The following is a 21,116-nucleotide window of genomic DNA, read 5'->3' as shown; positions in this document are numbered from 1 at the left end:
GCCGAACGCTACGGAACCGGTACACCTGAGACTTCCCAAGCCCGACATCTTGACACCAAACACGCGGTACAGCAGGCTTTTCCCACGCCGCCTAGTTAGGAAAGTTTACTAACAAGGAGACCCCGAAAATGCCCGCTTCCCGGAAGGTGGCGCTGTTCGCCGCCGTTTCCGTTTCGGTTACCGCTGTGCTGGCCGGTGCTGGGCCCGCTGCCGCGGTTTCCGTCGCGCGTCCGTTTCCCGCGCACGTCACCTATCAGACCGGTGTCCGGCCTTCGGCGACTCAGGCCGAGCAGGACGCCGCGGTCAAGAAGCAGTACGACTCCTGGAAGAAAACCTACCTCCGCCAGGCTTGCGGCGGGTACCTCGTCTGGGCCACCGACGACGCGCCCAACAAGGGCACGGTTTCCGAGGCGCAGGGCTACGGGATGAACATCGTTCCGTTGATGGCGGGCTACGACGACCAGGCCAAGACGATTTTCGACGGCATGTGGAAGTTCGTCCAGGACCACCGGGACGGCAAGGGCCTCTTCCAGTGGAAGATCGACGGCAAGACCTGCAAGTACGCCGACAACGGCACGCCTGACTCGGCGACCGACGGCGACCTCGACGTCGGCTACGGGCTGATTCTCGCGGACAAGCAGTGGGGCGGGTACAGCGCCGCCGCGAAGGACTGGCTTGCCAAGATCTACCAGCACGACGTCGCGTCCGACGGGCATCTCAAGATCGCCGACGACGCGGACGACGACGGCACCCGGCCGTCCGACTTCATGCTCGATCATCTGCGCGCGTTCGCCAAGTACGACACCGCGCACGACTGGAACAAGGTCGTCACCCGGACCGAGCAGCTGATCACCCAGTTCACCGCCAAGTATTCGCCGAACGCGAACCTGCTGTCCGACTTCGTGGTCGGCGCGAACACCACCAGCCCGAAGCCCGCGCCCGCCGATTACCTGGAGAACCAGCCGGACAACATCGTCGGCTACAACTCCGTCCGCGTGCCTTGGCACATGGGCACCGACGCGCTGCTGTACGGCGGCAAGGTCTCGACCGAGGTCGCCAAGAAGGAATCGGCCAGCTACCAGAGCCACTCCGGCGGCGACCCGGCGAAGATCTACCCGCACACCAAACTCGACGGAACGCCGACCAACACCAGCGACCAGTCCGAGGTCGCACCCAACCCGGTCGGCGTGGCCGCGATGGTCGCGGGCGACCAGGCCTGGACAGACTCGCTGTGGAAGTACCTGGCGGGCAACCCGTACGGCGACACCTACTACGGCGAGACCATCAAGCTGCTCGTCTACCTGGTGATGTCCGGCAACTACTGGGCCCCGTGACCGCGACCTGCCCGTGCGGACGCTAACCCGCGGCGTCCGTGCGGGCAGGCGGGCACGTCCCGCCTGGCGCGGTCAGCAGTTCGAAATGCCACATCTCGTTCGCGTACACCTGGCAGAGGCCGTATTTCTCGCCGTGCTGGATCAGCCAGTCGGCAGCACGGGTGGGAGCGACGTCGACGGCTTTGCCGGACACATGGGTCGATTTTTCCGGCGTGTTCACGTATTTCCGCGCCTCTTCCAGGCTGCCGTACTTTTCGATGGCGCCGTCGAGCAGCTTCTGCTGGTACTCCTTCGTCCGCCAGCCCGACGCGATGCGAATGTCCACTTTGCGCTGACGCGCGTCGATTGCCGTTTCCTGCAACGCTTTCCGCAATGCCGGATCGAGATTCCCGACCGCCGGGTAGCTCGTGTCGAACGGCGTGAGCGTGACGCCTTCCGGGGCACCGCCCTGAGCCGGGTCGTGGTCCGGATCGCCGTCGAGCGTCGGAAGACCCGAGCACCCGGCGACGACTACCGCGGGCAACACGAGCAGCACGGCCTTGATTTTGTTCTGCAGCACGCCGCAACTATCGCGAGCGGGTATCCCCGGACGGTTCGGCGAATGTCCGCGCTGCGTAACAAGACCGCATGAACAGGTAACGTCAGGCGGTCAGCCCGATCCCCGCTTCGGCGGTGTTCACGAGGAACGTCAGCGTCTCGTAGAAGTACAGCTCCACAGTGGTCGCGTCGTGGCTGGAGTAGCCAATGGACAGATCCTGTCCGAAGTGGAGTTCGTAGTCTCCGCCGCGCGTGGACAGGACACAGGCTCCGCTGATCGCGGGCGTGCGGATGAGTTCGCCGTCCACGATCTGCTTCAGGTGTTCCAGCACCGGATAGCCGTGGTTGGCCGCCTCGTACGCGGCGGTGAACTCGTCGTCGCTGAGCAGGACGGTGTACGGCCCGGCCACACCCGCGTCACGCAGTTCGGCGATCGCGTCGCCGATCGCCTTCGGGTAGCGCGGGGCCTCCGGCGGCAGCGCGATCGGCGACAGCGACGACGCCGGGCGGATCCCGGTGATGCCCGCCTCGGCGAAACCGTCGAGCACGATCCGGTCCTCGGCGTACGCGATCTGCTGCGCGGCGTCCTTCACCGGCTGCCAGTCGGCGTCTTTCGCGCCCCACTCGACCGAATCGATTTCCTCGCGCGACACCGTGAACGGCACCCGCAATTCCACGATCCGCTGCGCCGTGCGCAGGCTCGTCGCGACGCCGTCGAACTTGCCGCCGACGCGTTCGCGACGCCCGGTGCCGACCGCGGCGAGCGCCGGGTCTCCGGTGACGACGACGTCGACCACCCGGCGCGCCGCGGCGAACTCGGCGAACGTGCGCTTCGCCTCCTCCTCCAGGTCCGCCCACGCGGCGGCGGAGATCGGGGCGAGTTCGCGATGCAGGTTGTTCATGACCGAGTGCTCCTTCGCAGGCTTCCGATGCCCAGCGACGTCCCGGCGGGCGTCGCGGCAGCCGGCGGTTCCGGCTCGGGCGGGGCGTCCGGCGGATCTTCGAGGAAGTCCGCGGTCGGCACGTAGAACAGCGCGCCGGTGTGAGGCGTGGAGAAGTCGAGAATCCGGTCGTAGTTGCCCGGCGGCGACCCGACGAACATGTTGTCCAGCATCTTCTCGATCACAGCCGGAGATTTGGTGTAGCCGATGAAATAGGTGCCGAACTCGTCGTGCCCGGGACGGCCGAACGGCATGTTGTCGCGCAGGATGTCGAGCTCGTTGCCTTCGTCGTCGGTGATCACGTTGAGCGCGATGTGGGAATCGGCGGGTTTCTCCTCGTCCGAAAGCTCCACATCGGACAGTTTGCGCCGTCCGATCACCAGTTCCTGCTGTTCGGTGGTGAGCGCGTTCCAGGCCCGCATGTCGTGCAGGTATTTCTGCACGACCACGTAACTGCCCCGGTTGAACGGTTCGTCGTCGTCCACCAGCACCGCCTGCTCGACGCCGCGGCCGGTCGGATTTTCCGTGCCGTCGACGAAACCGAGCACGTCGCGCGCGTCGAAGTACCGGAAGCCCTGCACCTCGTCGAGCACCGTCACCGCACCGCGCAGCCGGTCCATGATCAGCGTTTCCAGCTCGAAGCACAGGTCGAGCCGGTCGGCGCGGAAGTGGAACAGCAGGTCGGCCTCGGCGGTGACGACGCTCGTGTGCTTCTCGCCGGAAAAGACTGGCAGCTCGTGCAGTTCCGCGGGCCGTGGGCCGCCGTAGACCCGGTCCCACGCCGCCGAGGAAATCCCGGCGACGCAGGTGAGCCCGGCGCCGGCGTCGCGGAAACCGACCGCGCGCTGCAGTCCGGCCAGGTCGGCGAGGAGGTCTTTCGCGGTCTGCTCGCCCCCGGGGTCGACCTGGACCAGCAGAAAGATCGCCGCCCTGGTCAACGGCGCGGAAACGGCCTGCGGCTCAGGCGGTTCGAGGTCCCCCGCTTGCACGCTCGCGCACCCCTTCTCGCCCGGTGATCGTCCGAGCGCATCCTAACCACGGACGGGCGAGCACACCCGGCATCACCACTCGGGCGGGGTAGCCGTCAGACGAAGTGCGTCAACAGAGCCGCGACGTCGGCTTCCAACCGATCCGCCGCCGCGTCCTGGTCGGCGAGCTGCTGCAGCAAAGCACGCTGGAACAACCCGTCGAACGCGGCGTACGCGACCTCCGGCGAAACCTTGGCCGGCCGGTCGGCGAACTCGGCGTAGCGCCGCACGACGCGCCACACCATGTCCTGACGCTGTTCGTCGATGTCGAGCACGTCGCCGCGGAAGGACTCTTCGAAAAGGCTCTGGTTGCGCAGGTCGTACCAGAGGCGGTGCATCGCCGCGTCGGAGCGCAGCGTGGCGGCCATCGCCGCGCCGAAGCCGTGCTTCAGCTCGTCGGCCGAGCCCGCCGTCGCCACCACATCGTCGTAGCGGGTCACGCAGACCTCTTCGAACTTGCGGACCGCGTAGGTGAGCAGCTCGACCTTGTCGGCGAAGTAGTAGTGCAGGACGCCGTGCGAGAAGTCGGATTTCTGGGCGATTTCGCGCAGGCTCGTGCGGGCGTACCCCAGCTCGGCCAGCGCCTGCAGCGCGGACTCGGCCAGCTGCTCGCGCCGCTGGGCGAACTTGTCCACCGCGCGGCGGGAGATGCGCTCCTTCGCCTGTGTCACACCCGGCAGTCTAGCGCGGCTCGTTTTCTTGACGAGTGTCCAAGAAAATCTTGACGACTGTCCAAAGTTCGCTACGGTGTGACCTACACCGCAGTGGCGGCACGTCTCAAGGAGGAGATGTCGATGGGTTCGTACGACCTGACCGGGCGCACCGCGCTGGTCACCGGTGGCGCTCAGGGCCTGGGCCAGGGCATGGCCGAGGCGCTCGCGAAGGCGGGCGCGGCGGTCGTCATCGGCGACGTCCAGGAGGACCTCGGCCGGAAGACCGCCGACGCGATCAAGCAGAGCGGGGCCAGCGCGGGATTCGTCCGGCTGGACGTCACCGACGACGACAACTGGGCGCGAGCGGTCGAGGCCGTGGTCGGCGAACACGGCGGGCTCGACATCGTCGTCAACAACGCGGGCGTCGAGATCACCGGGCTCGTCGCCGACCTCGACCCGGCTGACGTGCGGAAAATGCTCGAGGTCAACGTGCTGGGCACGGCGCTCGGCGTGAAGCACGCGTTCCGCGCCATGCGGCCCGGCGGCGCGGCCGGACGCGGCGGCGCGGTCGTGAACATCGCCTCGGTGGCCGCGACCATCGCCTTCCCCGGCATCGCGGGCTATTCGGCGACGAAATCGGCGGTCGACCGGCTCACCCGGGTCGCGGCGATGGAGGCCGGGAAGCTCGGCTACGGCGTGCGGGTGAACTGCGTGTACCCGGGTCTGGTCCCGACGCAGATGGGCAACCAGCTCGCGACCGACGTGGTCGACGTCGGGCTGTTCCCGAGCGTCGAGGAGGCGATCGGCGCGGTCGTCGCGCAGACCCCGGCCGGACGGCTCGGCGAGGTCGCCGACATGGCCGACGCCGTGGTGTTCCTCGCCTCCGACGCCGCGCGCTTCATCACCGGCGCCGGCCTCCCGGTCGACGGCGGCATGGGCATGTGAATCCCCCTCCAGCGAAAGGAAAACCCGTCGTGACCAAGCCCGTCGTCGTGTACGGCGCGTCCGGCTACACCGGCCGCCTGATCTGCGAGTACCTCCGCGAGTACAACGTTCCGTTCACCGCGGCCGGCCGGGACAAGGCCCGGGTGCAGGCCGCTCTCGACCACATTCCCGGCCTCGACACCGTGGACCACGAGGTCGTCGAGGTCTCCCACGAGACCGGCCCGCTCACCGAGCTTTTCCGCGACGCGTCGGTCGTGTGCAACACCGTGGGTCCGTTCAGCGAATACGGTCACGAGGTCGTCCAGGCCTGTCTCGAATCCGGTACGCACTACCTCGACACCACGGGCGAGCAGGACTGGCTGATCTCCGCCGAAGAACGCTACGGCGCGGACATGGCCGCCAAGGGCCTGTTGCTCTCCCCCGGCATCGCGCAGATGTACACCACTGGCGAGATCGCCGCGAACCTCTGCCTCGAGACGCCCGGTCTGGACACTTTGGACATCCTGGTGTTCTGGAAGGGCTACCCCACCGTCGCTTCCACCCAGACGATCCTGGTGAACGCCGCGTTGTCGGCCGCGTATTACCTGGAGCAGAACGAATACGTGGCCTGGCCGCCGGACGGCGGGCTGCAGGACGTGGCCGTTCCGGGACACCACGAGATCGGCCTCGCGCTGCCGTGGGGCGGCACCTCGCATCCGGTGTGGTTCAAGAACGATCCGCGTGTGGCCAACGTGAAAGCCGTCGGCGGCGTGTTCGACCGGGCGCTGATGCAGGGCGTGCCGCAGATCGTCGCAGCCGTGCTGGAACAGGTGAAAGACCTTCCGCTGGAAGAAAAACTCAAGGTGCTGCACGAGCAGGCGGCCGCGGTACGGGACGAAATGCCGCCGCGGGAAAACCAGCGGATCAACACCTCGCTGGATTCGGTGCACGCATCCGGTCCGCTCGGCCGCGCACACTGCGTGATCCACGGGACCTGCAACTACAAGCAGACCGGGCTGATGCAGGCGTACGCGGCGTACTCGCTGCTGCAGCAACCGCCGCGGCGGGCCGGATTCGCGTCGGCGTGCCAAGCGTTCGGGCACCGGGAGCTGCTCGGCGTGCTGCGGTCGTTCGGGCTGGTCTCGAACCCGGTCCTGACCGTGCAGTCCTGAGAGCGGGAGACGAGCGGTGCGACTGACCGATTACCTCGACAAGGGCGCCTCGCTGGGCCCGTCGGCTCCGTGTTTGACCACGGACGGCGGCTCGCTCAGCTACGGCGAGGTCCAGCGGCTGTCCTGGCAGGTCGCCCGTGCGCTCGCGCGGTCGGGCGTGCGGCCGGGCGACAAGGTGGCGATCCTCTCCGCCAACGACCCGGTGTCGTTCGGGTGCGTGTTCGGCATCAGCCGGGCCGGGGCGGTCTGGTGCCCGGTCAATCCGCGCAACGAGGCGGCGGAGAACCGGGAACTGCTGGACCTGTTCGACTGCACGTGCCTGCTCGTGCAGGAGTCGTTCGCACCGCTCGTTTCCCGCATCGCCGGACAGCTGCCGAAGCTCGCCACCGTGGTGTGCCTCGACGGCTCGTTCGACGGCGCGATCCCGCTGGCCGCATGGCTCGACGGGCTTCCCGATTCGCCCTGGCAAGCGGATCCGCCGGACGACACGGCGATGCTCGTCGGCACCGGCGGCACCACCGGTCGGCCGAAGGGCGTGATGCTGACCGGGCACAACCTCGAAACCATGTCGGCACTGACGTTGATGAGCTACCCGTTCCAGCCGCGTCCGCGCTACCTCGCGCTGGCCCCGTTGACGCACGCCGCCGGGGTGCTGTGTTTCCCGGTGCTGGCGCTGGGCGGCGAAATCGTGGTGATGCGGTCGCCGGATCTCGGCCGGTTCCTCGGCCTGATCGAACGGCACCGGATCACCCACACCTTCCTGCCGCCCACGCTGATCTACCTGCTGCTGGACCATCCCGCACTGTCCACAACGGACTTCAGCTCGCTGGAATGCCTGTGGTACGGGGCCGCGCCGATGTCGGCTTCGCGGCTGGAGGAAGCGATCACCCGGATCGGACCGGTGCTCGGCCAGTTGTTCGGGCAAAGCGAAGCACCGATGATGATCTCGACGCTCTCCCCGGCCGACCATCTCCATCCGGACGGCACACTGGCCCGCGAACGTTTCACCTCCGCGGGCCGTCCGACGCCGTTGACCCAGGTGGCGATCATGGCCGAAGACGGAACCTTGCTGCCGCGCGGCGAACGCGGCGAGATCGTCGTGCGCGGACCGCTGGTGATGCCCGGCTACTACCGCAATCCCGAGGCCACCGCGGACGTCAGCAGGCACGGGTGGCACCACACCGGCGACATCGGCTACCTCGACGAGGAGAACTTCCTGTACGTCGTGGACCGGGCCAAGGACATGATCATCACCGGCGGCTTCAACGTTTACTCGGCCGAGGTGGAACAGGCGCTGATGACGCATCCCGCGGTGCAGGACTGCGCGGTGGTCGGCCTGCCGCACGAAAAATGGGGCGAGCAGGTGACCGCGGTCGTCCAGCTCCACAAAGGACGGACGGCGGCCGCGGACGAACTGCGGGCCACGGTGAAGGAGTTGCTGGGCAGCGTCAAGACGCCGAAGGAAGTCCTGCTCTGGCCGGACCTGCCGCGGTCGAAGGTCGGCAAGGTGCTGAAAACCGACGTGCGAACGCAGCTGCTGGCCGAGCGGACCGTCCCTCAGAACTGACCGCCGCCCGCGTGCACCGTCTGGCCGGTGACCCAGCGGGCCTGGTCCGACGCCAGGAAACCCACGATGTCCGCGATGTCGCCCGGTTCGCCGATCCGGCCGAGCGGAGTCTGCCTCGCGCTGTACTCGACCACGCCCGGCGGCCCGTCAGCGAGGAGGGCCTCGGTGCGGACCGCGCCCGGAAGCACGCTGTTCACCGTCACCCCGCGCGGGCCGAGTTCCTTCGCCAGCACGCGCACGAACTGATCCCCGGCGGCCTTCGCGGCACCGTAGATCCCGGTGCCGGGCCGGGCCGTCGCGACCACTCCGCTCGACACCACGACGATCCGGCCGCCATCGCGCACCCGCCGGGCCGCCTCGCGCAAGGAGACGAAAGTCGGCCGGAGGTTGGTGCTGAAGATCAGGTCGAAGATTTCGTCGGAGGCCTCGGCGAGCGGCACGAACCGGGCGATCCCCACGTTGGCGACGACCACGTCGAGACCGCCGAATTCCTGTTCCGTGCGGTCGAAAAGGCCACGCAACTCGGTGTCGTCGGTGACGTCCGCGCGGAGAGCGACCGCTTGGCCGCCGTCCGCGCGGATCTTGGCGACGACAGCCTCGGCCGAGTCCTGATCGGCGCGGTAGTTGACCGCGACGGAAAACCCGTCCGCACCCAGCCGCTCCGCGATCGCCCTGCCGATTCCGCGCGAGCTCCCGGTGACCAGCGCCGCTTTTCTCTGCACGGCGTCAGTCTAGCGGTGGCCGAAGTGATGCCCTTCGTCAGCGAATCCGTGCGCGGCAAGGAAAACCATCATCGCCACCGCGATCACCAGCAGCATCCCGACGGCCAGCTTGCGCCGCGCCGGCGCGGCCCCGAACTCCGTCACCAGCTGGTGTCCGGCCAGGAGCAGCAACGGCTGCCAGCGGGCCCGCGTCGCAGGTGAGGGCAGGTCCGCGACCACGGCGTCCAGCTCGTGCCGGTACTGCGCCGCGTAGACGGTCGTGACCCGTTCTTCCACTTCGGACAGGCTCAGTCGCCCCTCGCCCGCGGCGCTGTTCAGGACTTTTGCCGTTTGGTCCCGTTCGGCGTCGGAGCAGCGGACGGGTCGATCATCAGTCATGCCTTCCTCCCGGATACGACTGGCATCACCCGAACCGCCACCTTGGTCAGCGGTTCGCGGACCATGAGTCCGAGCGCACCGACTCCGGCGCCGACTACGAACCCCGCGAGCACGTCGTGCGGATAGTGCGCCCCGACGTACACCCGCGAAATCCCCATCAGCACCGCGAAAACGAGCGCCCAAAGCCCCCATTTGCGATTTACCAGCAGCAATGCCACCGCGAACGCCGCCACGATGACCGTGTGGTTGCTGGGAAACGCGTAGTCGGCCGGCGGATCGCACGGCAGCAGCGGGTGCACGCCGGGAACCACGCGGCACGGCCGGACCTCGGCGAACACCGACTTCAACACGGTGTCCACGGCGATGGCCACTGCCATCGCGATCGGCACCCATGCCGCGGCCGCCAGCGCCGCCGGTCCCTTGACCCGCGCCCGCCAGAGCAGGGCGAGGATCACCGGCACCACCAGAAAAACCCCGTATTCGCTGAACGTCGTCGCGATTCCGGCCAGCCAGTGCTGAGACCACGCGAAATCCGTGATGTCGCGGTACCACCCGGCGTCGATCATCGCGTCACGCTCCTTCGCGCGCGGACGAGCTCGACCAGCAGCGGGCTCAGCGAAAGCAGCACCACCACGGCGATGATCGGCAGCAGGTACGTGTCGATGTTCGGCACCGACGCCCCCAGCGCGTATCCGGCGAGCGTCACGCCGGCTGTCCACAACAGACCGCCGATGACCTGCCACAACGCGAATTTCGCGGCGGGCATCCCGGCGATGCCGACGAGCGGGTTCAGCACGGTCCGGACGACCGGGATGAACCGCGCCAGCACCACCGCCTTGCCGAGCCCGTACCGGGTGAGCAGCGCCGATCCGCGCGCGACACCCTCGTGCAGGTGCTTGCTGCGCACCCGGACGAGCAGCGCGCCGCCGGCTCGCCGGCCGAGGATGTATCCCGCCTGCGCGCCGAGGAGCGCCCCGGCCGCGGCCGCGACGATCACCGCCGCGAGGGACAGGTGCAGCGTCGACGACGCCGCCAGGACCCCCGCGGTGAACAAGAGCGAATCGCCCGGCAGGAAGAACCCCACGAGCAGTCCGGTTTCGGCGAACATCACCACGAAGACGCCGAGCGGGCCGAACGCGGCCAGCAGCCACTTCGGGTCGAGCATGCCCACCTCCAACTACTACACAACTGTCGAAATTCTACATGAACGTAGTAGTGGGCCGAGCCGCTTCGACAAACAGGTAGAATTTGGACCATGCGCAATGGACGGGGCGAGAGCGCCCGGCGGGCTCCCGGCGAACTGGAGGCCGAGGTGCTCGCGGTGCTGTGGGAATCCGACGAGCCGCTGTCGGCCACCGCGGTCCAGGAGCGGATCGGCGGCGGACTGGCCTACACCACCGTCGTCACGATCCTGTCCCGGCTGTTCGAGAAGGGCGTGGCGACCCGGGAGAAGCAGGGCCGCTCGTTCACCTACCGCGCCGCCGACGACGAACCCGGGCTCGCCGCCCGCCGGATGAGCAAGGTGCTCGACGCCGAAGCGGACCGCTCCAGCGTGCTGGCGAAATTCGTGTCGAACCTGTCCGAATCGGACGAAGCCGTGTTGCGCGACCTTCTGCGCCAGAACGGCGGCTGACCCGTGAATCTCGACCTGCTCGCTCCGCTGCTTCTTCCGCTGGCGTCCTGGCCGGTGGCGCACTGGGTCGCGCCCCGGCTGTCGCCGCGGCTCGGCAGCTGGCTGCTCGCCGGGTCCGCGCTGGTGCTCGCCGTCGGCAGCACGGCGACGCTCGCGGTCCTCGCCGCCGCGGGTCTCGCGCAGCTGCCGTTTGTCGGCGAGCTGGGCGATTTCTCCGCTGTCGCGTTCCGCGGGGCCGACGCGGTGAACCTGCCGCTGGCGATCGCCAGCGGGGTCGCGCTCGTCGTCGCCGGGGTCGCGTTGACCCGCACGGCAATCCAGTACGTGCGCTGGCACCGGAAGGTGCACGCCGAGCTGGACACGCACACCCGCGAGGCTGGCTTCGTGCTGCTGCCGGGCGAGGAACCGGTCGCGTTCGCGGTGGCCGGAGGCGGCGGCCGGATCGCGGTGTCCAGCGGGATGCTCGCGGCACTGGAACCGCGGGAACGCCGCGCGCTGCTCGCGCACGAACGCGCGCATCTCCGGCTGCGGCACCATGTTTTCGCCGCGATCGTGACGGTCGCGACCACAGTCAACCCGGTGTTGCGTCCGCTCGGCTCGGCCGCCCGGTTCGCGCTGGAACGCTGGGCGGACGAAGCGGCCGCGGACCGCGTCGGCGACCGGAAACTGGTGGCCACGGCGGTCGCGAAGGCCGCGCTGGCCGGCCGGTCCCAGCCGTCGCTCGCGCTTGCCGCGACCGGTGGACCGGTGCCGCAACGCGTCAGCGCGCTGCTTTCCTCCCCCTCCCCAGGTTCGCGGCGGAAGCCACTGGCGGCGGTCGCCGTCGCGGTCGTGCTCGGTGCGTGCACGTGGTCAGCGGCCTGCACTCTCGACGCGGCGACCGATCTCCATTCCGGACTCGAGACCGCGCAGCAGGCCGCTTGCGTGCTCGCGCAGGGGCCCCACAGCGAGCCCGCGTTCCCGGCAGTCCGCCACGAGCACCGGGACTGCGCCAAGCGCTGATCGCCACGCTCCCGGCGCGGCGGCGATGTCGGAGTCGTGCAGCAGAATCGTGCCACCGCCGGTCAGCCTTCGGCACACGGTGCGCACGACCGAGCGCGGAGTGGCGCGACTGGTCCAGTCGAATCCCCAGGTACTCCACAAAACGGGCTGAAGTCCGAGCATGCGCGCCGACACCAGGGCGCTCGCGCTGAACACTCCATACGGCGCGCGCAGCCACTGCGGTCGCGTGCCGGTAACGAGTTCGATCAGGTCGACGGTGTGCGTCAGCTCCTCGTGCAGAGCCTTCGGGGAGCGGCGCAGGAAGCAGCGGTGATCCCAGCCGTGCACCGCGATTTCGTGCCCGGCCGCGGCGATCTCCCGGCCTAGTTCGGGCGCGGCGGCGAGCTCCCGGCCCAGCACGAAGAAGGTCGCGCGGACGTCCAGTTTTTCGAGCGCCCGGAGGAACTGCGGGGTGGATTCCGGGTTCGGGCCGTCGTCGAAGGTCAAGGCCACATGACCGGAGTCGCCTCGCCCAGCCAGCCGGGGCGGGCGCAATTGCGGTAGGAACAACGCGGCCGGAGCAGCGTGCGCGACGGCCACCGCGGCGAGTCCCCGGATCATCCCGCCGCCTTGACCGGCCGGCGCAGCAGCCACTCCAGCGCCTCGGTCAGTTCGCTCGGCGAATGGACCCACGGCACGATGCCGTCGTTGTGCAGCACGGCGGCGTTGGCGCGTCCGTGGCCGGGCAGGCAGCGGTAAGTCAACACCGGAAGACCGGTCGCGAGCGCCTCCGACGTCGTCAGCCCGCCCGCGTTCTGCACCACGACGTCGCACGCGCGGATCAGCTCGGGCATCCGGTCGACCCAGCCGAATACGTGCCGATGTCCGGTTTTTCGCAGCTTTTCGGCCAGGGCTTCATTGCGGCCGCACACCACCACCGGCTCGACGAGGCCGGTCGCGAGGAGGTCGTCGGCGGTCTGTTCGATTTGGCCGACGCCCCAGGATCCGGCCACCACCAACGCGAGCGGGCCGTCGTGCGGAAGACCGAACGCGAGCCGGAGCCGCAGCCGTTCGGTGATCCCGGTGGCGGGCCGGAACGCGGGCGCGACCAGCGGACGCGAGACGAGCGTGCGACCGGCTCCAAGCGCTTTGGCTTGGCGGGCGGCGGTTTCGTTGGGAGCGACCGTGAGCGTCGCGTCCGGGCTGACGCAGAGCCGGTGCACCGACGGGTCGGTGAGGTAGACGACCAGCGGCGCGGTCAGTTCGTTCGACCGCCGCAGCCGGGCGACCGCGTGCGTGGCGAGCGGATAGGTCGATACGACGACATCGGTGTCCTGTCCGAGCAGTTCCCGCAGCCGGGGCGTGGCGAGACCGGCGAACCGTCGCGCGGCACCGGCCAGCGCGGGGGTGCCCAGTGCGGCTAGCAACCAGTCCCAGCTGCGCGGTGCCGTGTTCAGCTGCTGGTGGTAGGCGCCGCAGAGCAGCTCGCCGACTCTTCCGGGCAGCAGGTCCAGGAAATCGGCGCGGACGACGTGCGCGCCGCGGCCGGAGAACCACCGGTCCAGCTCCCTGGCGGCACCGTCGTGGCCCGCTCCGATCCGGGCGGACACGATCACCACGCGGGCCATCGGGCACCTCTTTCTGCTTCTACACGACTGTAGTAAAACTACATCGCTGTAGAATGAGAGTCGAGACCGACCTGGGCGCACAGATGCACCCTCGGTCCGACATTCCGGGCGCCGTCTCCGCAATTTGGGGTAAGCGGTAACCCGTCCAGGTGAGACGCCCGCTACCGTGGGTCTTTCGACCACCGGAAGTGGCAGGAAGAGGAACCCCGATGCGTCGCAAGACCTCCAGCGCGCTGCGTGTCGCCCAGGTGCTCCTGGCCGTTGTTTCGCTGCTGGTCCTCGGCGGCACCGCGTTCGCCTGGTCGAAGCTGAACCAGATCACCGACGGCCTGACCAGGTCCGATGTGATCGGCGCCGGTGCGGACTCGCCGATGGGCGAGCAGAACATCCTGTTGGTCGGCCTCGACACGCGCACCGACGCGCAGGGCAACCCGCTGCCGGAGGACGTGCTCGACCAGCTGCACGCGGGCGGCGCCGAGGACGGCGGCGACACGACCGACACGATGATCGTCGTGCACATCCCGGCGGGCGGCGGGAACGCCACCGCCATCTCGATCCCGCGTGACTCGTATGTCCAGCTCGCCGGGAAGTTCGGGAAGCACAAGATCAACTCGGCGTACACCTACGGCCAGATAGCTCGGAAGAACGAGCTGAAGGCGCAGGGCGAATCCGGGGCGCAGCTGGAGACGGACTCGGCTCAGGCCGGGGCGAAGACCGCGATCGAGACCGTGCAGCAGTTGACCGGGTTGACCATCACGCACTACGCCGCGGTGAACCTGGCTGGGTTTTACTACGTGAGCCAGGCTGTCGGCGGAGTTCCGGTCTGTCTCAAAGCTCCGGTCAAGGACAGTTACTCGGGGGCGGATTTCCGGGCTGGGCAGCAGAATGTCTCCGGGGCCCAGGCGTTGCAGTTCGTGCGGCAGCGGCACGGGTTGCCCAATGGCGACTTGGACCGGATCAAGCGGCAGCAGGTTTTCATGGCCAGCATGGCCAAGACGATCCTTTCCGCGGGGACGCTCACTGATCCGAGCAAGCTGGACGCGTTGATCGGGGCGGTCAAGAAGGCTGTTGTTGTCGATACCAACTGGGATTTGCTCGGGTTTGCTCAGCAGTTGCACGGGATGAGTGCGGGGAGCATCAACTTCGTCACCGTGCCGGTGGTCAGCATTACGTTGAAGACACCTAACGACGGCGATGCGGTTCAGGTTGATCCTCAGCAGGTTCAGCAGTTCATTCGGGAGCAGACTGGGGCGTCTCCTTCGTCGCCGTCTTCTTCCGCTACTGCGCCGCCGTCTTCGTCCGCTGGGGATCCGTCACTGGCTTCGTATGTGGTGGATGTGCGCAATTCGTCTGGGCTGGACGGGTTGGCCAACAAGGTGGCGGACAAGCTTGCCGCTGCTGGATATCAGCGGGGGTCGGTGACTAACAGCGCTACCCGCCGGACTTCGACGGTGTACTACGGGCGGGGGCAGCGCAGCCAGGCCGAGGCGATCGCCGAGAAACTGGGCGGGGTTGCGGTGGCTCCGGACAATTCTCTTGAGAAGGATCATTTCCGGGTTTATCTGGGGCAGAAGTATTCGGATGATTCCGGGGTGCATCCGGCCGCTGCCCCGGCGGTGATGGAGCCTCCGGCTGGGAGTGCGCCGGAGATTACTGCTGACGGGGTTACTTGCGTGAACTGAGCTGGAGTGGCTGGAAGGCTCGTGCTTCGCACATCGCGGGATGAGGGGTGCGTGGGGGCACCCCGAAGCTGAGTGTGACGACGGTCTGGGGTGGCTTGTCAAGGCGGGAAAGATGCCTTGACAAGCCACCCCAGACCGCGTTTTTGGCTTCGTATCGGGGTGCGGGGGTGGTGTGGGTGCTCGGCTGGTTGGGTGCGCGGGCTGCGGTTAGCCCCGATGTGGCATTGGCTGCATACGACGCGCCGAATGCGGCAACCACCGGTGGCGCTTCCGCACCCTCGCCATCACAACCCACTTCTTCAAACCAGGCAGCGTTGCAACAACCCCATGACCCAAGGCCCCTTGCGGGAGTCTAAGTCCGCGAAGGGGTTCCCCTCGCCACGCGCTGCGGGTCGCCGGTGGCGGAGACGGTGGCCCGTGCAGACCAACTCCGGTCCAGGAGAACGGAACCCACCCGACTCCTCAGGCGGCTGCGAGGGGAACCCTTGAAGGGACTTGGAGTCCGTGAAGGGCTCCTTGAGGGAATCTGATTCCCTCAAGGAGTCCTTCACGGACTTCGGCGGAGCGGGGGGAACCGTCGGCGGACACTGCGGGGGCCGGGCCGGGGGAAAGCAAAACGGGCCGGTCCTGTGCGGACCGGCCCGTTGCTCTAGCGGTTATGCGTGACTCAGGCGTTGCTGCGCCGGCGGCGGACCACCAGCAGCATCGCGCCGCCTGCGATCACCAGGGCTGCGCCGACACCGATGGGCAGCGCGGCGTTCACGCCGGTGTTCGCCAGCGGGGTCTGGCCCGAGTTGTTGCCGCCCGGGGCGGCGGGGGCGGTCGTCGCCGGCGCGGTGGTCACCGGGCCGGTTTCGGTCCAGGTGCCGGTCGCGGCGGCCTGGACGCTGCTCTTCTGCGACTGGGCCACGATCAGCGACTGCGCCGGCTTGTCCGCGTAGTTCTTGGCCACGAACAGGCGACCGGTGTTGACGTCGCCCGTGGCCTTCACCGCGAGTTCGGCCGTGCCGGCCTTCGCGTCCTTCGGGACGTCCAGGAACAGCTTCGTGCCGTTCTTGATCGCGGAGGACTTGATCTCTTCGCCGTTCTCGCCGACGACCTTCACGCCCTCGGGGAGCTTGCTCGTGAAGTCGGTGACGCTGCCGGTGGTGGCGATGGTGAACGGGCCGATCTTCGTGCCCGCTTCGCCGGTCGCCTTGGCCGGGGTGATGCTCAGCGCCGGCTTCGTCTCCTCGACGCCGGTGTTGGCGTCGCCGGTCAGGTAGTCGTACAGCGCGAGCACGTCGGCCGCGTCGTCCGGGGAGCCGTTGGCCAGCGGGTTCTTGGCGTCGAGGTCGGCCGCGTCGCTGTAGTGCCACACCGCGGCCTGGGTCGCGGTCAGCGCTTCCTTCTCGGACAGACCGTCGTGGAGCGTGACGCCCTTGCCGGTCAGCGTCTTCTCGAGGGACGCGGTGTCCTCGGACGGGTAGCTGTGGTGCAGCACCCAGTTGATGTTCTTGTTGTTCTTGCGGAACGGCGAACCCGCGTCGGGGTAGTCGTTCCACGCGTGCTCGACCATGGTCTCGCCGAACCGGGCGCCGACCTCGATCTGCACGCAGTACATCTTCGAAACGGCGCCGTCGGACAGCTTCAGGTTGAACAGCGTCGTCTGAAGCGCGTCCTTCTTGCCGGTGATGTTGACGTCGAAGCCCGACGAACCGCCGTGCTCCAAGGTGCCCGAGGCCGCGCCGCTGCGCGCCGAGGGGGCGTTGTCATCCGCGAGGGCAACCGGTGCGGCGATCATGAGCGCCGCCGCCGCGGACACCACCGCGGCCCCTCCCCGGACCAGCATTGACCTGCCGTGCATGCTTTCTCCCATCCAGTCCCGAACCACGAACGACGGACCGCGTGAGACCACATCTCCCCGACCACGACGGCCACCAATTCAGGTGAAGAATCCACCCAGTCAAGCGATGGCGAAGCATACACAGGGCTCACATATGCACTCTGGGTGGTCCCCTGAATGCGCTTTCGTACCACCAGTCGGAGTCATTCCTCCCTTTGTGTTGCTCTGGGTAGATGTGGAAAGAGCTGCGAAAACGGGGGAACGCTGGGCACACAACATGGATTACGCCGCCCGGCGGACGTGCTGGCGGCGTTCGGCCGCGCCGGCGCGCGGGTTCGGCTGGAAGGCAGCGCTTGGCAGGTCGCGGACGCGGTGCGGAAACCGGTGGAATTCGCTCCGGAAACGCGGCGGCGCGCACAGCGCGTTCCCATCAGCGACCTTTCGGCGATGGGAACGCGTCCGGAGATCCCCAGACCGCGTCGCCGGGCGGAGGCGCCCGTCGACGCCCCGGGTTCTCCCCGACCGATCGCTCGCCGCCGGTCGAGTTGCCCGCGGTGATCCGCCGTCTGGCGCGCCGCCGTCCCGGCTGTGCTCAGTTGACCAGGTTCTCCAGCGGCTCGCCCTTCGCGTAGTGCGCGAGCTGGCGTTCGGCCAGCCGCTTCGCGCGCGGGTAGAACGAGTCCGAACCACCCGCGATGTGCGGGGTGATGATCGCGCCGTCGAGCGTCCACAGTGGATGGTCGGCGGGCAGCGGTTCCGGGTCCACGACGTCGAGCGCCGCGCGCAGGCGGCCGGCGGAGACCTCGGCGGTCAGGGCGTCGGTGTCCACGGCGGTGCCGCGGCCGACGTTCACGACCAGGGCGGTATCCGGCAGCAGGGCCAGTTCCGCGGCGCCGAAGAGACCGCGCGTCCGCGGGTTGTCCGGCAGGACCAGCACCACGATGTCCGCCGTCGGCAGGAGATCCGGCAGTTCGGCGATGCCGTGCACGCCGGGGCGAGCCGCGCTGGCGACCCGGACCACCTCGGCCTCGCCGGCCTCCAGGTACCGCTCGATGGCTCGGCCGATCGAGCCGTAGCCGACCAGCAGGACACGACAGTCGGCGAGCGAGCGCGTGTGCACCCGGTCCCACGAACCGGTCCGCTGCTGCGCGAACCAGCGCGGGAAATACCGCTGCGCGGCAAGGATCAGCGCGAGCGCGTGCTCGGCGACGCTGAGGTCGTGCAGGCCCCGGCCGTTCGCCAGCCGAACCCCGGACGGGACGAGCGGCAGCAGGTTGTCATAGCCAGCGGAGAGCGTCTGGACCGCGCGCAGCGACGGCAGGTGCGGGATGAGCTTCGCGGCCGCCGGACCCTGGTCGTAGGGCAGAACGTAGAACTCGACGTCGTCGAGGCCGTCCGGAGGGGTGCCGCGGCCGTCCCAGACGACCGCGTCCAGTTCCGCCGGAACGGAAATGTCGGACCAGGGCACCAGTACACGCGCGGTCATGCTCGCCTTTCCTTCGTCTTCACCGGAACCGCGAGCACCAGCACCGCGGCTGCGGCCATTGTCCCCGCCAGCATCAAGAACGCGGCGGCCGTGCTGCCGGTGGCGGATTCGAGCCAGCCGACCAGGTAGGTCCCGAGGAACCCGCCGAGCGCTCCGGCGGCATTGACCACCGCTACCGCGACCCCAGCGGTCCGCTGCGGCAGGAGTTCGGAAATCATCGCGAAGAACGGGCCGTACGGCGCGTACAACGCCACCGCGGCGATCGCCAGCAGCACGAACGCCCACCAGAAGTGCTGCTTGCCCAAGAGGTACGAGCCGTAGAACGCGACCGCGCCGGCGATCAGCCACGGCCACACGTACTTCCGCCGCACCCCGGAGCGGTCCGAACCGCGCGAGTTGATCAGCATCGCCACCACGGCGAACGCGTACGGGATCGCCGACAGCAAACCGGTCGCGCCGATCCCGGCCGACGAACCCGCCTTGACGATCGACGGCAGCCAGAACACGAAGCCGTAAACCCCGATGCTCCACAACAGATATTGCGCCGACAGCAGCAGGACCGCCTTGGAGCGCAACGCTTCCCGCACCGGACGCTCAGCCGGTTCCGGCAGGTGCGCCTGCTCCGCGGCGATCGCGCGCTCGACCGCGTCGCGACCGGCCGGGTCGAGCCACTGCGTGTCGGCGGGCCGGTCGCGGACCTGTGCACGGAACACGAAAGCCCAGATCAGCGCCGGGATTCCCTCGATGATGAACATGCCGCGCCAGGACGTCGCCTCGATCAGGTACCCGGACGCCGCCGACAGCCACATCACCGTGACCGGGTTGCCGAGGATCAGAAACGCGTTGGCACGGCCGCGTTCCGCCTTGGTGAACCACCGCGCGAGCAGCACGACGAGCGCGGGCAGCACCGCCGCTTCGACCGCGCCGAGCAGGAACCGGACCGCGATCAGCACCGGCACCGAACTGAGCAGCCCCTGCGCGGTCGCCAGGACGCCCCAGGCAAGCACCGACCAGAAGATCAGGCTCCGCACGCTGCGGCGGTCGGCGTAGAGCACGCCGGGGACCTGCAGGAGGAAGTAGCCGAGGAAGAACGACGCGGCGATCAGCCCGGACGTCGTGTGCGTGAGGTGCAGTTCCTCGGCCATGCCGCCCGCGGTCGCGATCGAGAAGTTCGACCGGTCGAGGTAGGCGAGGCTGTAGGTGACGAAGACGATCGGGATCAGGCGCAGCCAGCGCTGCCGCCCGAGCGTGCCCGCCTGCTCGACGGTGTTCATCCGGTACTCCTGTCGCCGCTGACCCAAGTCCTTGACGTGCTTTCCGTAATATGGAAAGCTATTCCGCAATGCGGTGAGCAGCAGTGTGCGTCGCCGCGCGCGGGACGTCAAGGGGGTCCGATGGCGGACATGGTCGGCAAGGCTTTGCGGGTGCTGTCCCTGCTCGGCGGCTACCCCGAGGGCGTGCCGCTGTCCGAGCTCGCGCGCGCGGCCGGGTATCCGGTGAGCACCACGCATCGATTGCTCAGTTCCTTGCAGAGCGAGGGATTCGCGCGCAACGACCCGGTGTCGAAGCGGTATTCGCTGGGGTTGCGGCTGTTCGAACTGGGCCAGTCGGTGTCGCAGGCGCGCGGATTCGCCGGCGTCGCGCTGCCGGTGATGCAGAAGCTGTCCGCGGAGACCGGCGAGCCGACGCTGCTGGCCGTGCTGGACGGGCACAACCAGGTTTACGTGCACTCGGTTCAGGGGTCGCAGCGGCTGCAGATCCGCGGCGAACCGGGTGCGCGCGGACCGTTGCACTGCACGTCGATGGGCAAATGCCTGGTCGCGTTCGCACCGAACCGCGATGAGCTGGTCGCTTCGCTGGAACTGCCCGCGCTGGGTCCGCGCACCATTACCGAGCGAGAGGCGTTCGCGGCGGAGATCGCGGCGGTGCGCGAACGTGGTTTCGCGATCGCCGACGAGGAGCACGAGGAGGGCATCCGCGCGGTCGGCGTTCCGATCAGGACGCCGGACGGGACCGCGATCGCCGCGTTGTCCACCGCGGCACCGGCTTACCGGCTGACTGTGGCGCAGCTAGAGGAGTTCGTGCCCGCTTTACGCGCTGCTGCCCGGGAATTGGCGGCCGTGCTGCCCCGGTGACGGCCTACTCGCCGATCTGTCCCTTGATCCACGAGACGAGCTGGTCGACGCGCGCCGCGGTTTCGATGCCGGGCTGAGGACAGTCGGGGCCGAAGTCCTCGACCGCGATCAGCGTGTTCTTGCCCTTCACCGGCACGAAAAACGGCGAACCCGAATCGTCCGGGCACGGGCTGTTCTCCACGGTCCGCTTCTTCAGCGGCTCCAGGGTGATCTCGTCCTTGCGCACTTCGGCGACCTGGAAATCGCCGCGTTTGATGTGGTCGGTCTGCACGATGACCTTCGACGACAGCGAACCCCAGCCGACGAAGGTCGTGTGCTCGCCCGGCTCCGGCGGACCGTCCGGCAGCGCGAGCGGTTCGATGTCGGTGACCGGCTCGGACAGTTTGGCGAGCGCGAGGTCGTTGACCGCGGACTGGCGCGTGTCCACGATCTTCAGCACATGCCCGCGCGGGTCGGAGTCGGTGAGCTTCCCGATCGCGGCGGTCATGGT

General features: G+C 68.5%; 21 protein-coding genes and 1 pseudogene. 8 read left to right on the top strand and 14 right to left on the bottom strand.

All coding sequences use genetic code 11. The features are described 5' to 3' along the window. Window positions 1–128 precede the first annotated feature (128 nt). On the top strand, window positions 129–1,334 hold the full coding sequence (locus H5411_RS41770) for a glycosyl hydrolase family 8 (protein WP_183127079.1): 1,206 nt from the start codon (window positions 129–131) through the stop codon (window positions 1,332–1,334). A 22-nt stretch (window positions 1,335–1,356) separates the two neighbouring features. Here H5411_RS41770 and H5411_RS41765 read toward each other — a convergent pair whose 3' ends face one another. The 4 genes from H5411_RS41765 to H5411_RS41750 all read right to left on the bottom strand — a co-directional run bounded on the left by H5411_RS41765 (window position 1,357) and on the right by H5411_RS41750 (window position 4,511). Continuing rightward, the gene (locus H5411_RS41765) at window positions 1,357–1,893 is read right to left on the bottom strand and encodes a M15 family metallopeptidase (protein WP_183127077.1); all 537 of its coding nucleotides are present in this window, start codon (window positions 1,891–1,893) and stop codon (window positions 1,357–1,359) included. Window positions 1,894–1,975: 82 nt separating this feature from the next. Beyond that, on the bottom strand, window positions 1,976–2,773 hold the full coding sequence (locus H5411_RS41760) for a family 1 encapsulin nanocompartment shell protein (RefSeq protein WP_183127075.1): 798 nt from the start codon (window positions 2,771–2,773) through the stop codon (window positions 1,976–1,978). Beyond that, entirely contained in the window at window positions 2,770–3,801 is a 1,032-nt protein-coding gene (locus H5411_RS41755; protein ID WP_183127074.1) for a Dyp-type peroxidase, read from the bottom strand. Before H5411_RS41755 ends, H5411_RS41760 begins: the two co-directional genes overlap by 4 nt. Window positions 3,802–3,896: 95 nt before the next feature. After that, window positions 3,897–4,511, bottom strand: coding sequence for a TetR/AcrR family transcriptional regulator (locus H5411_RS41750; RefSeq protein WP_101437710.1), 615 nt, complete (start codon window positions 4,509–4,511; stop codon window positions 3,897–3,899). Window positions 4,512–4,589: 78 nt separating this feature from the next. Between H5411_RS41750 and H5411_RS41745 the strand changes: the two genes are divergently transcribed. Genes H5411_RS41745 through H5411_RS41735 form a run of 3 tightly spaced genes read left to right on the top strand, consistent with a single transcriptional unit; the run spans window position 4,590 to window position 8,156 of the window. Further along, window positions 4,590–5,438, top strand: coding sequence for an SDR family NAD(P)-dependent oxidoreductase (locus H5411_RS41745; protein ID WP_312878725.1), 849 nt, complete (start codon window positions 4,590–4,592; stop codon window positions 5,436–5,438). Window positions 5,439–5,467: 29 nt separating this feature from the next. Beyond that, on the top strand, window positions 5,468–6,589 hold the full coding sequence (locus H5411_RS49140; protein ID WP_101437709.1) for a DUF5938 domain-containing protein: 1,122 nt from the start codon (window positions 5,468–5,470) through the stop codon (window positions 6,587–6,589). 16 nt (window positions 6,590–6,605) lie between these two features. Next, on the top strand, window positions 6,606–8,156 hold the full coding sequence (locus tag H5411_RS41735; RefSeq protein WP_183127070.1) for an acyl-CoA synthetase: 1,551 nt from the start codon (window positions 6,606–6,608) through the stop codon (window positions 8,154–8,156). On the opposite strand, the gene H5411_RS41730 is transcribed toward H5411_RS41735, so the two are convergent. The 4 genes from H5411_RS41730 to H5411_RS41715 are packed head-to-tail and all read right to left on the bottom strand — an operon-like array spanning window position 8,147 to window position 10,421. Beyond that, window positions 8,147–8,878 carry an SDR family oxidoreductase gene (locus H5411_RS41730; RefSeq protein ID WP_101437707.1) on the bottom strand — a complete coding sequence of 244 codons (732 nt, stop codon included), beginning with the start codon at window positions 8,876–8,878 and terminating at the stop codon, window positions 8,147–8,149. The two genes, H5411_RS41735 and H5411_RS41730, sit on opposite strands and share 10 nt — an antisense overlap. A gap of 9 nt (window positions 8,879–8,887) precedes the next feature. Continuing rightward, window positions 8,888–9,256, bottom strand: coding sequence for a DUF1707 SHOCT-like domain-containing protein (locus H5411_RS41725; protein ID WP_101437706.1), 369 nt, complete (start codon window positions 9,254–9,256; stop codon window positions 8,888–8,890). Then, entirely contained in the window at window positions 9,253–9,822 is a 570-nt protein-coding gene (locus H5411_RS41720; protein ID WP_183127068.1) for a phosphatase PAP2 family protein, read from the bottom strand. Before H5411_RS41720 ends, H5411_RS41725 begins: the two co-directional genes overlap by 4 nt. Next, window positions 9,819–10,421 (bottom strand): DedA family protein, encoded by a 603-nt coding sequence (locus H5411_RS41715; protein WP_101437704.1) that lies wholly within the window; start codon window positions 10,419–10,421, stop codon window positions 9,819–9,821. The genes H5411_RS41720 and H5411_RS41715 overlap by 4 nt, the downstream gene beginning before the upstream one ends. Before the next feature lie 90 nt (window positions 10,422–10,511). On the opposite strand from H5411_RS41715, the gene H5411_RS41710 reads away from it, so the two are divergent. Both H5411_RS41710 and H5411_RS49920 read left to right on the top strand, forming a co-directional pair. Next, a complete protein-coding gene (locus H5411_RS41710) occupies window positions 10,512–10,889 on the top strand; it encodes a BlaI/MecI/CopY family transcriptional regulator (protein WP_101437703.1) in 378 nt (125 codons plus the stop codon). Between the two features lie 3 nt (window positions 10,890–10,892). Beyond that, window positions 10,893–11,891 carry a M56 family metallopeptidase gene (locus tag H5411_RS49920; protein ID WP_183127066.1) on the top strand — a complete coding sequence of 333 codons (999 nt, stop codon included), beginning with the start codon at window positions 10,893–10,895 and terminating at the stop codon, window positions 11,889–11,891. 156 nt (window positions 11,892–12,047) lie between these two features. Here the strand turns inward: H5411_RS49920 and H5411_RS49915 are convergent. Further along, window positions 12,048–12,491 (bottom strand): annotated as a pseudogene (locus H5411_RS49915) (polysaccharide deacetylase family protein); the annotation flags it as partial. Continuing rightward, a complete protein-coding gene (locus tag H5411_RS41695) occupies window positions 12,488–13,498 on the bottom strand; it encodes a glycosyltransferase (protein ID WP_183127064.1) in 1,011 nt (336 codons plus the stop codon). The pseudogene H5411_RS49915 and the gene H5411_RS41695, both read right to left, overlap by 4 nt. Window positions 13,499–13,707: 209 nt before the next feature. Here H5411_RS41695 and H5411_RS41690 point away from each other — a divergent pair, with 209 nt between their 5' ends. Continuing rightward, window positions 13,708–15,180 carry an LCP family protein gene (locus tag H5411_RS41690; RefSeq protein ID WP_183127062.1) on the top strand — a complete coding sequence of 491 codons (1,473 nt, stop codon included), beginning with the start codon at window positions 13,708–13,710 and terminating at the stop codon, window positions 15,178–15,180. A gap of 667 nt (window positions 15,181–15,847) precedes the next feature. Here H5411_RS41690 and H5411_RS41685 read toward each other — a convergent pair. The 3 genes from H5411_RS41685 to H5411_RS41675 all read right to left on the bottom strand — a co-directional run bounded on the left by H5411_RS41685 (window position 15,848) and on the right by H5411_RS41675 (window position 19,765). Then, window positions 15,848–17,026 (bottom strand): thioester domain-containing protein, encoded by a 1,179-nt coding sequence (locus H5411_RS41685; protein WP_183127060.1) that lies wholly within the window; start codon window positions 17,024–17,026, stop codon window positions 15,848–15,850. 571 nt (window positions 17,027–17,597) lie between these two features. After that, window positions 17,598–18,491, bottom strand: coding sequence for a 2-hydroxyacid dehydrogenase (locus H5411_RS41680; protein ID WP_183127058.1), 894 nt, complete (start codon window positions 18,489–18,491; stop codon window positions 17,598–17,600). Next, on the bottom strand, window positions 18,488–19,765 hold the full coding sequence (locus tag H5411_RS41675) for an MFS transporter (RefSeq protein ID WP_183127056.1): 1,278 nt from the start codon (window positions 19,763–19,765) through the stop codon (window positions 18,488–18,490). The genes H5411_RS41680 and H5411_RS41675 overlap by 4 nt, the downstream gene beginning before the upstream one ends. Before the next feature lie 120 nt (window positions 19,766–19,885). Here H5411_RS41675 and H5411_RS41670 point away from each other — a divergent pair, with 120 nt between their 5' ends. Further along, entirely contained in the window at window positions 19,886–20,626 is a 741-nt protein-coding gene (locus tag H5411_RS41670) for an IclR family transcriptional regulator (protein ID WP_101437698.1), read from the top strand. 4 nt (window positions 20,627–20,630) lie between these two features. On the opposite strand, the gene H5411_RS41665 is transcribed toward H5411_RS41670, so the two are convergent. Next, window positions 20,631–21,116 (bottom strand): trypsin-like serine protease (locus H5411_RS41665; protein ID WP_183127054.1); only part of this gene is annotated, 486 nt, incomplete at its 5' end.

It is taken from the genome of Amycolatopsis echigonensis, assembly GCF_014174495.1.
GTDB classification, from domain to species: domain Bacteria; phylum Actinomycetota; class Actinomycetes; order Mycobacteriales; family Pseudonocardiaceae; genus Amycolatopsis; species Amycolatopsis echigonensis.
This window is presented reverse-complemented; position numbering and strand designations above follow the sequence as displayed.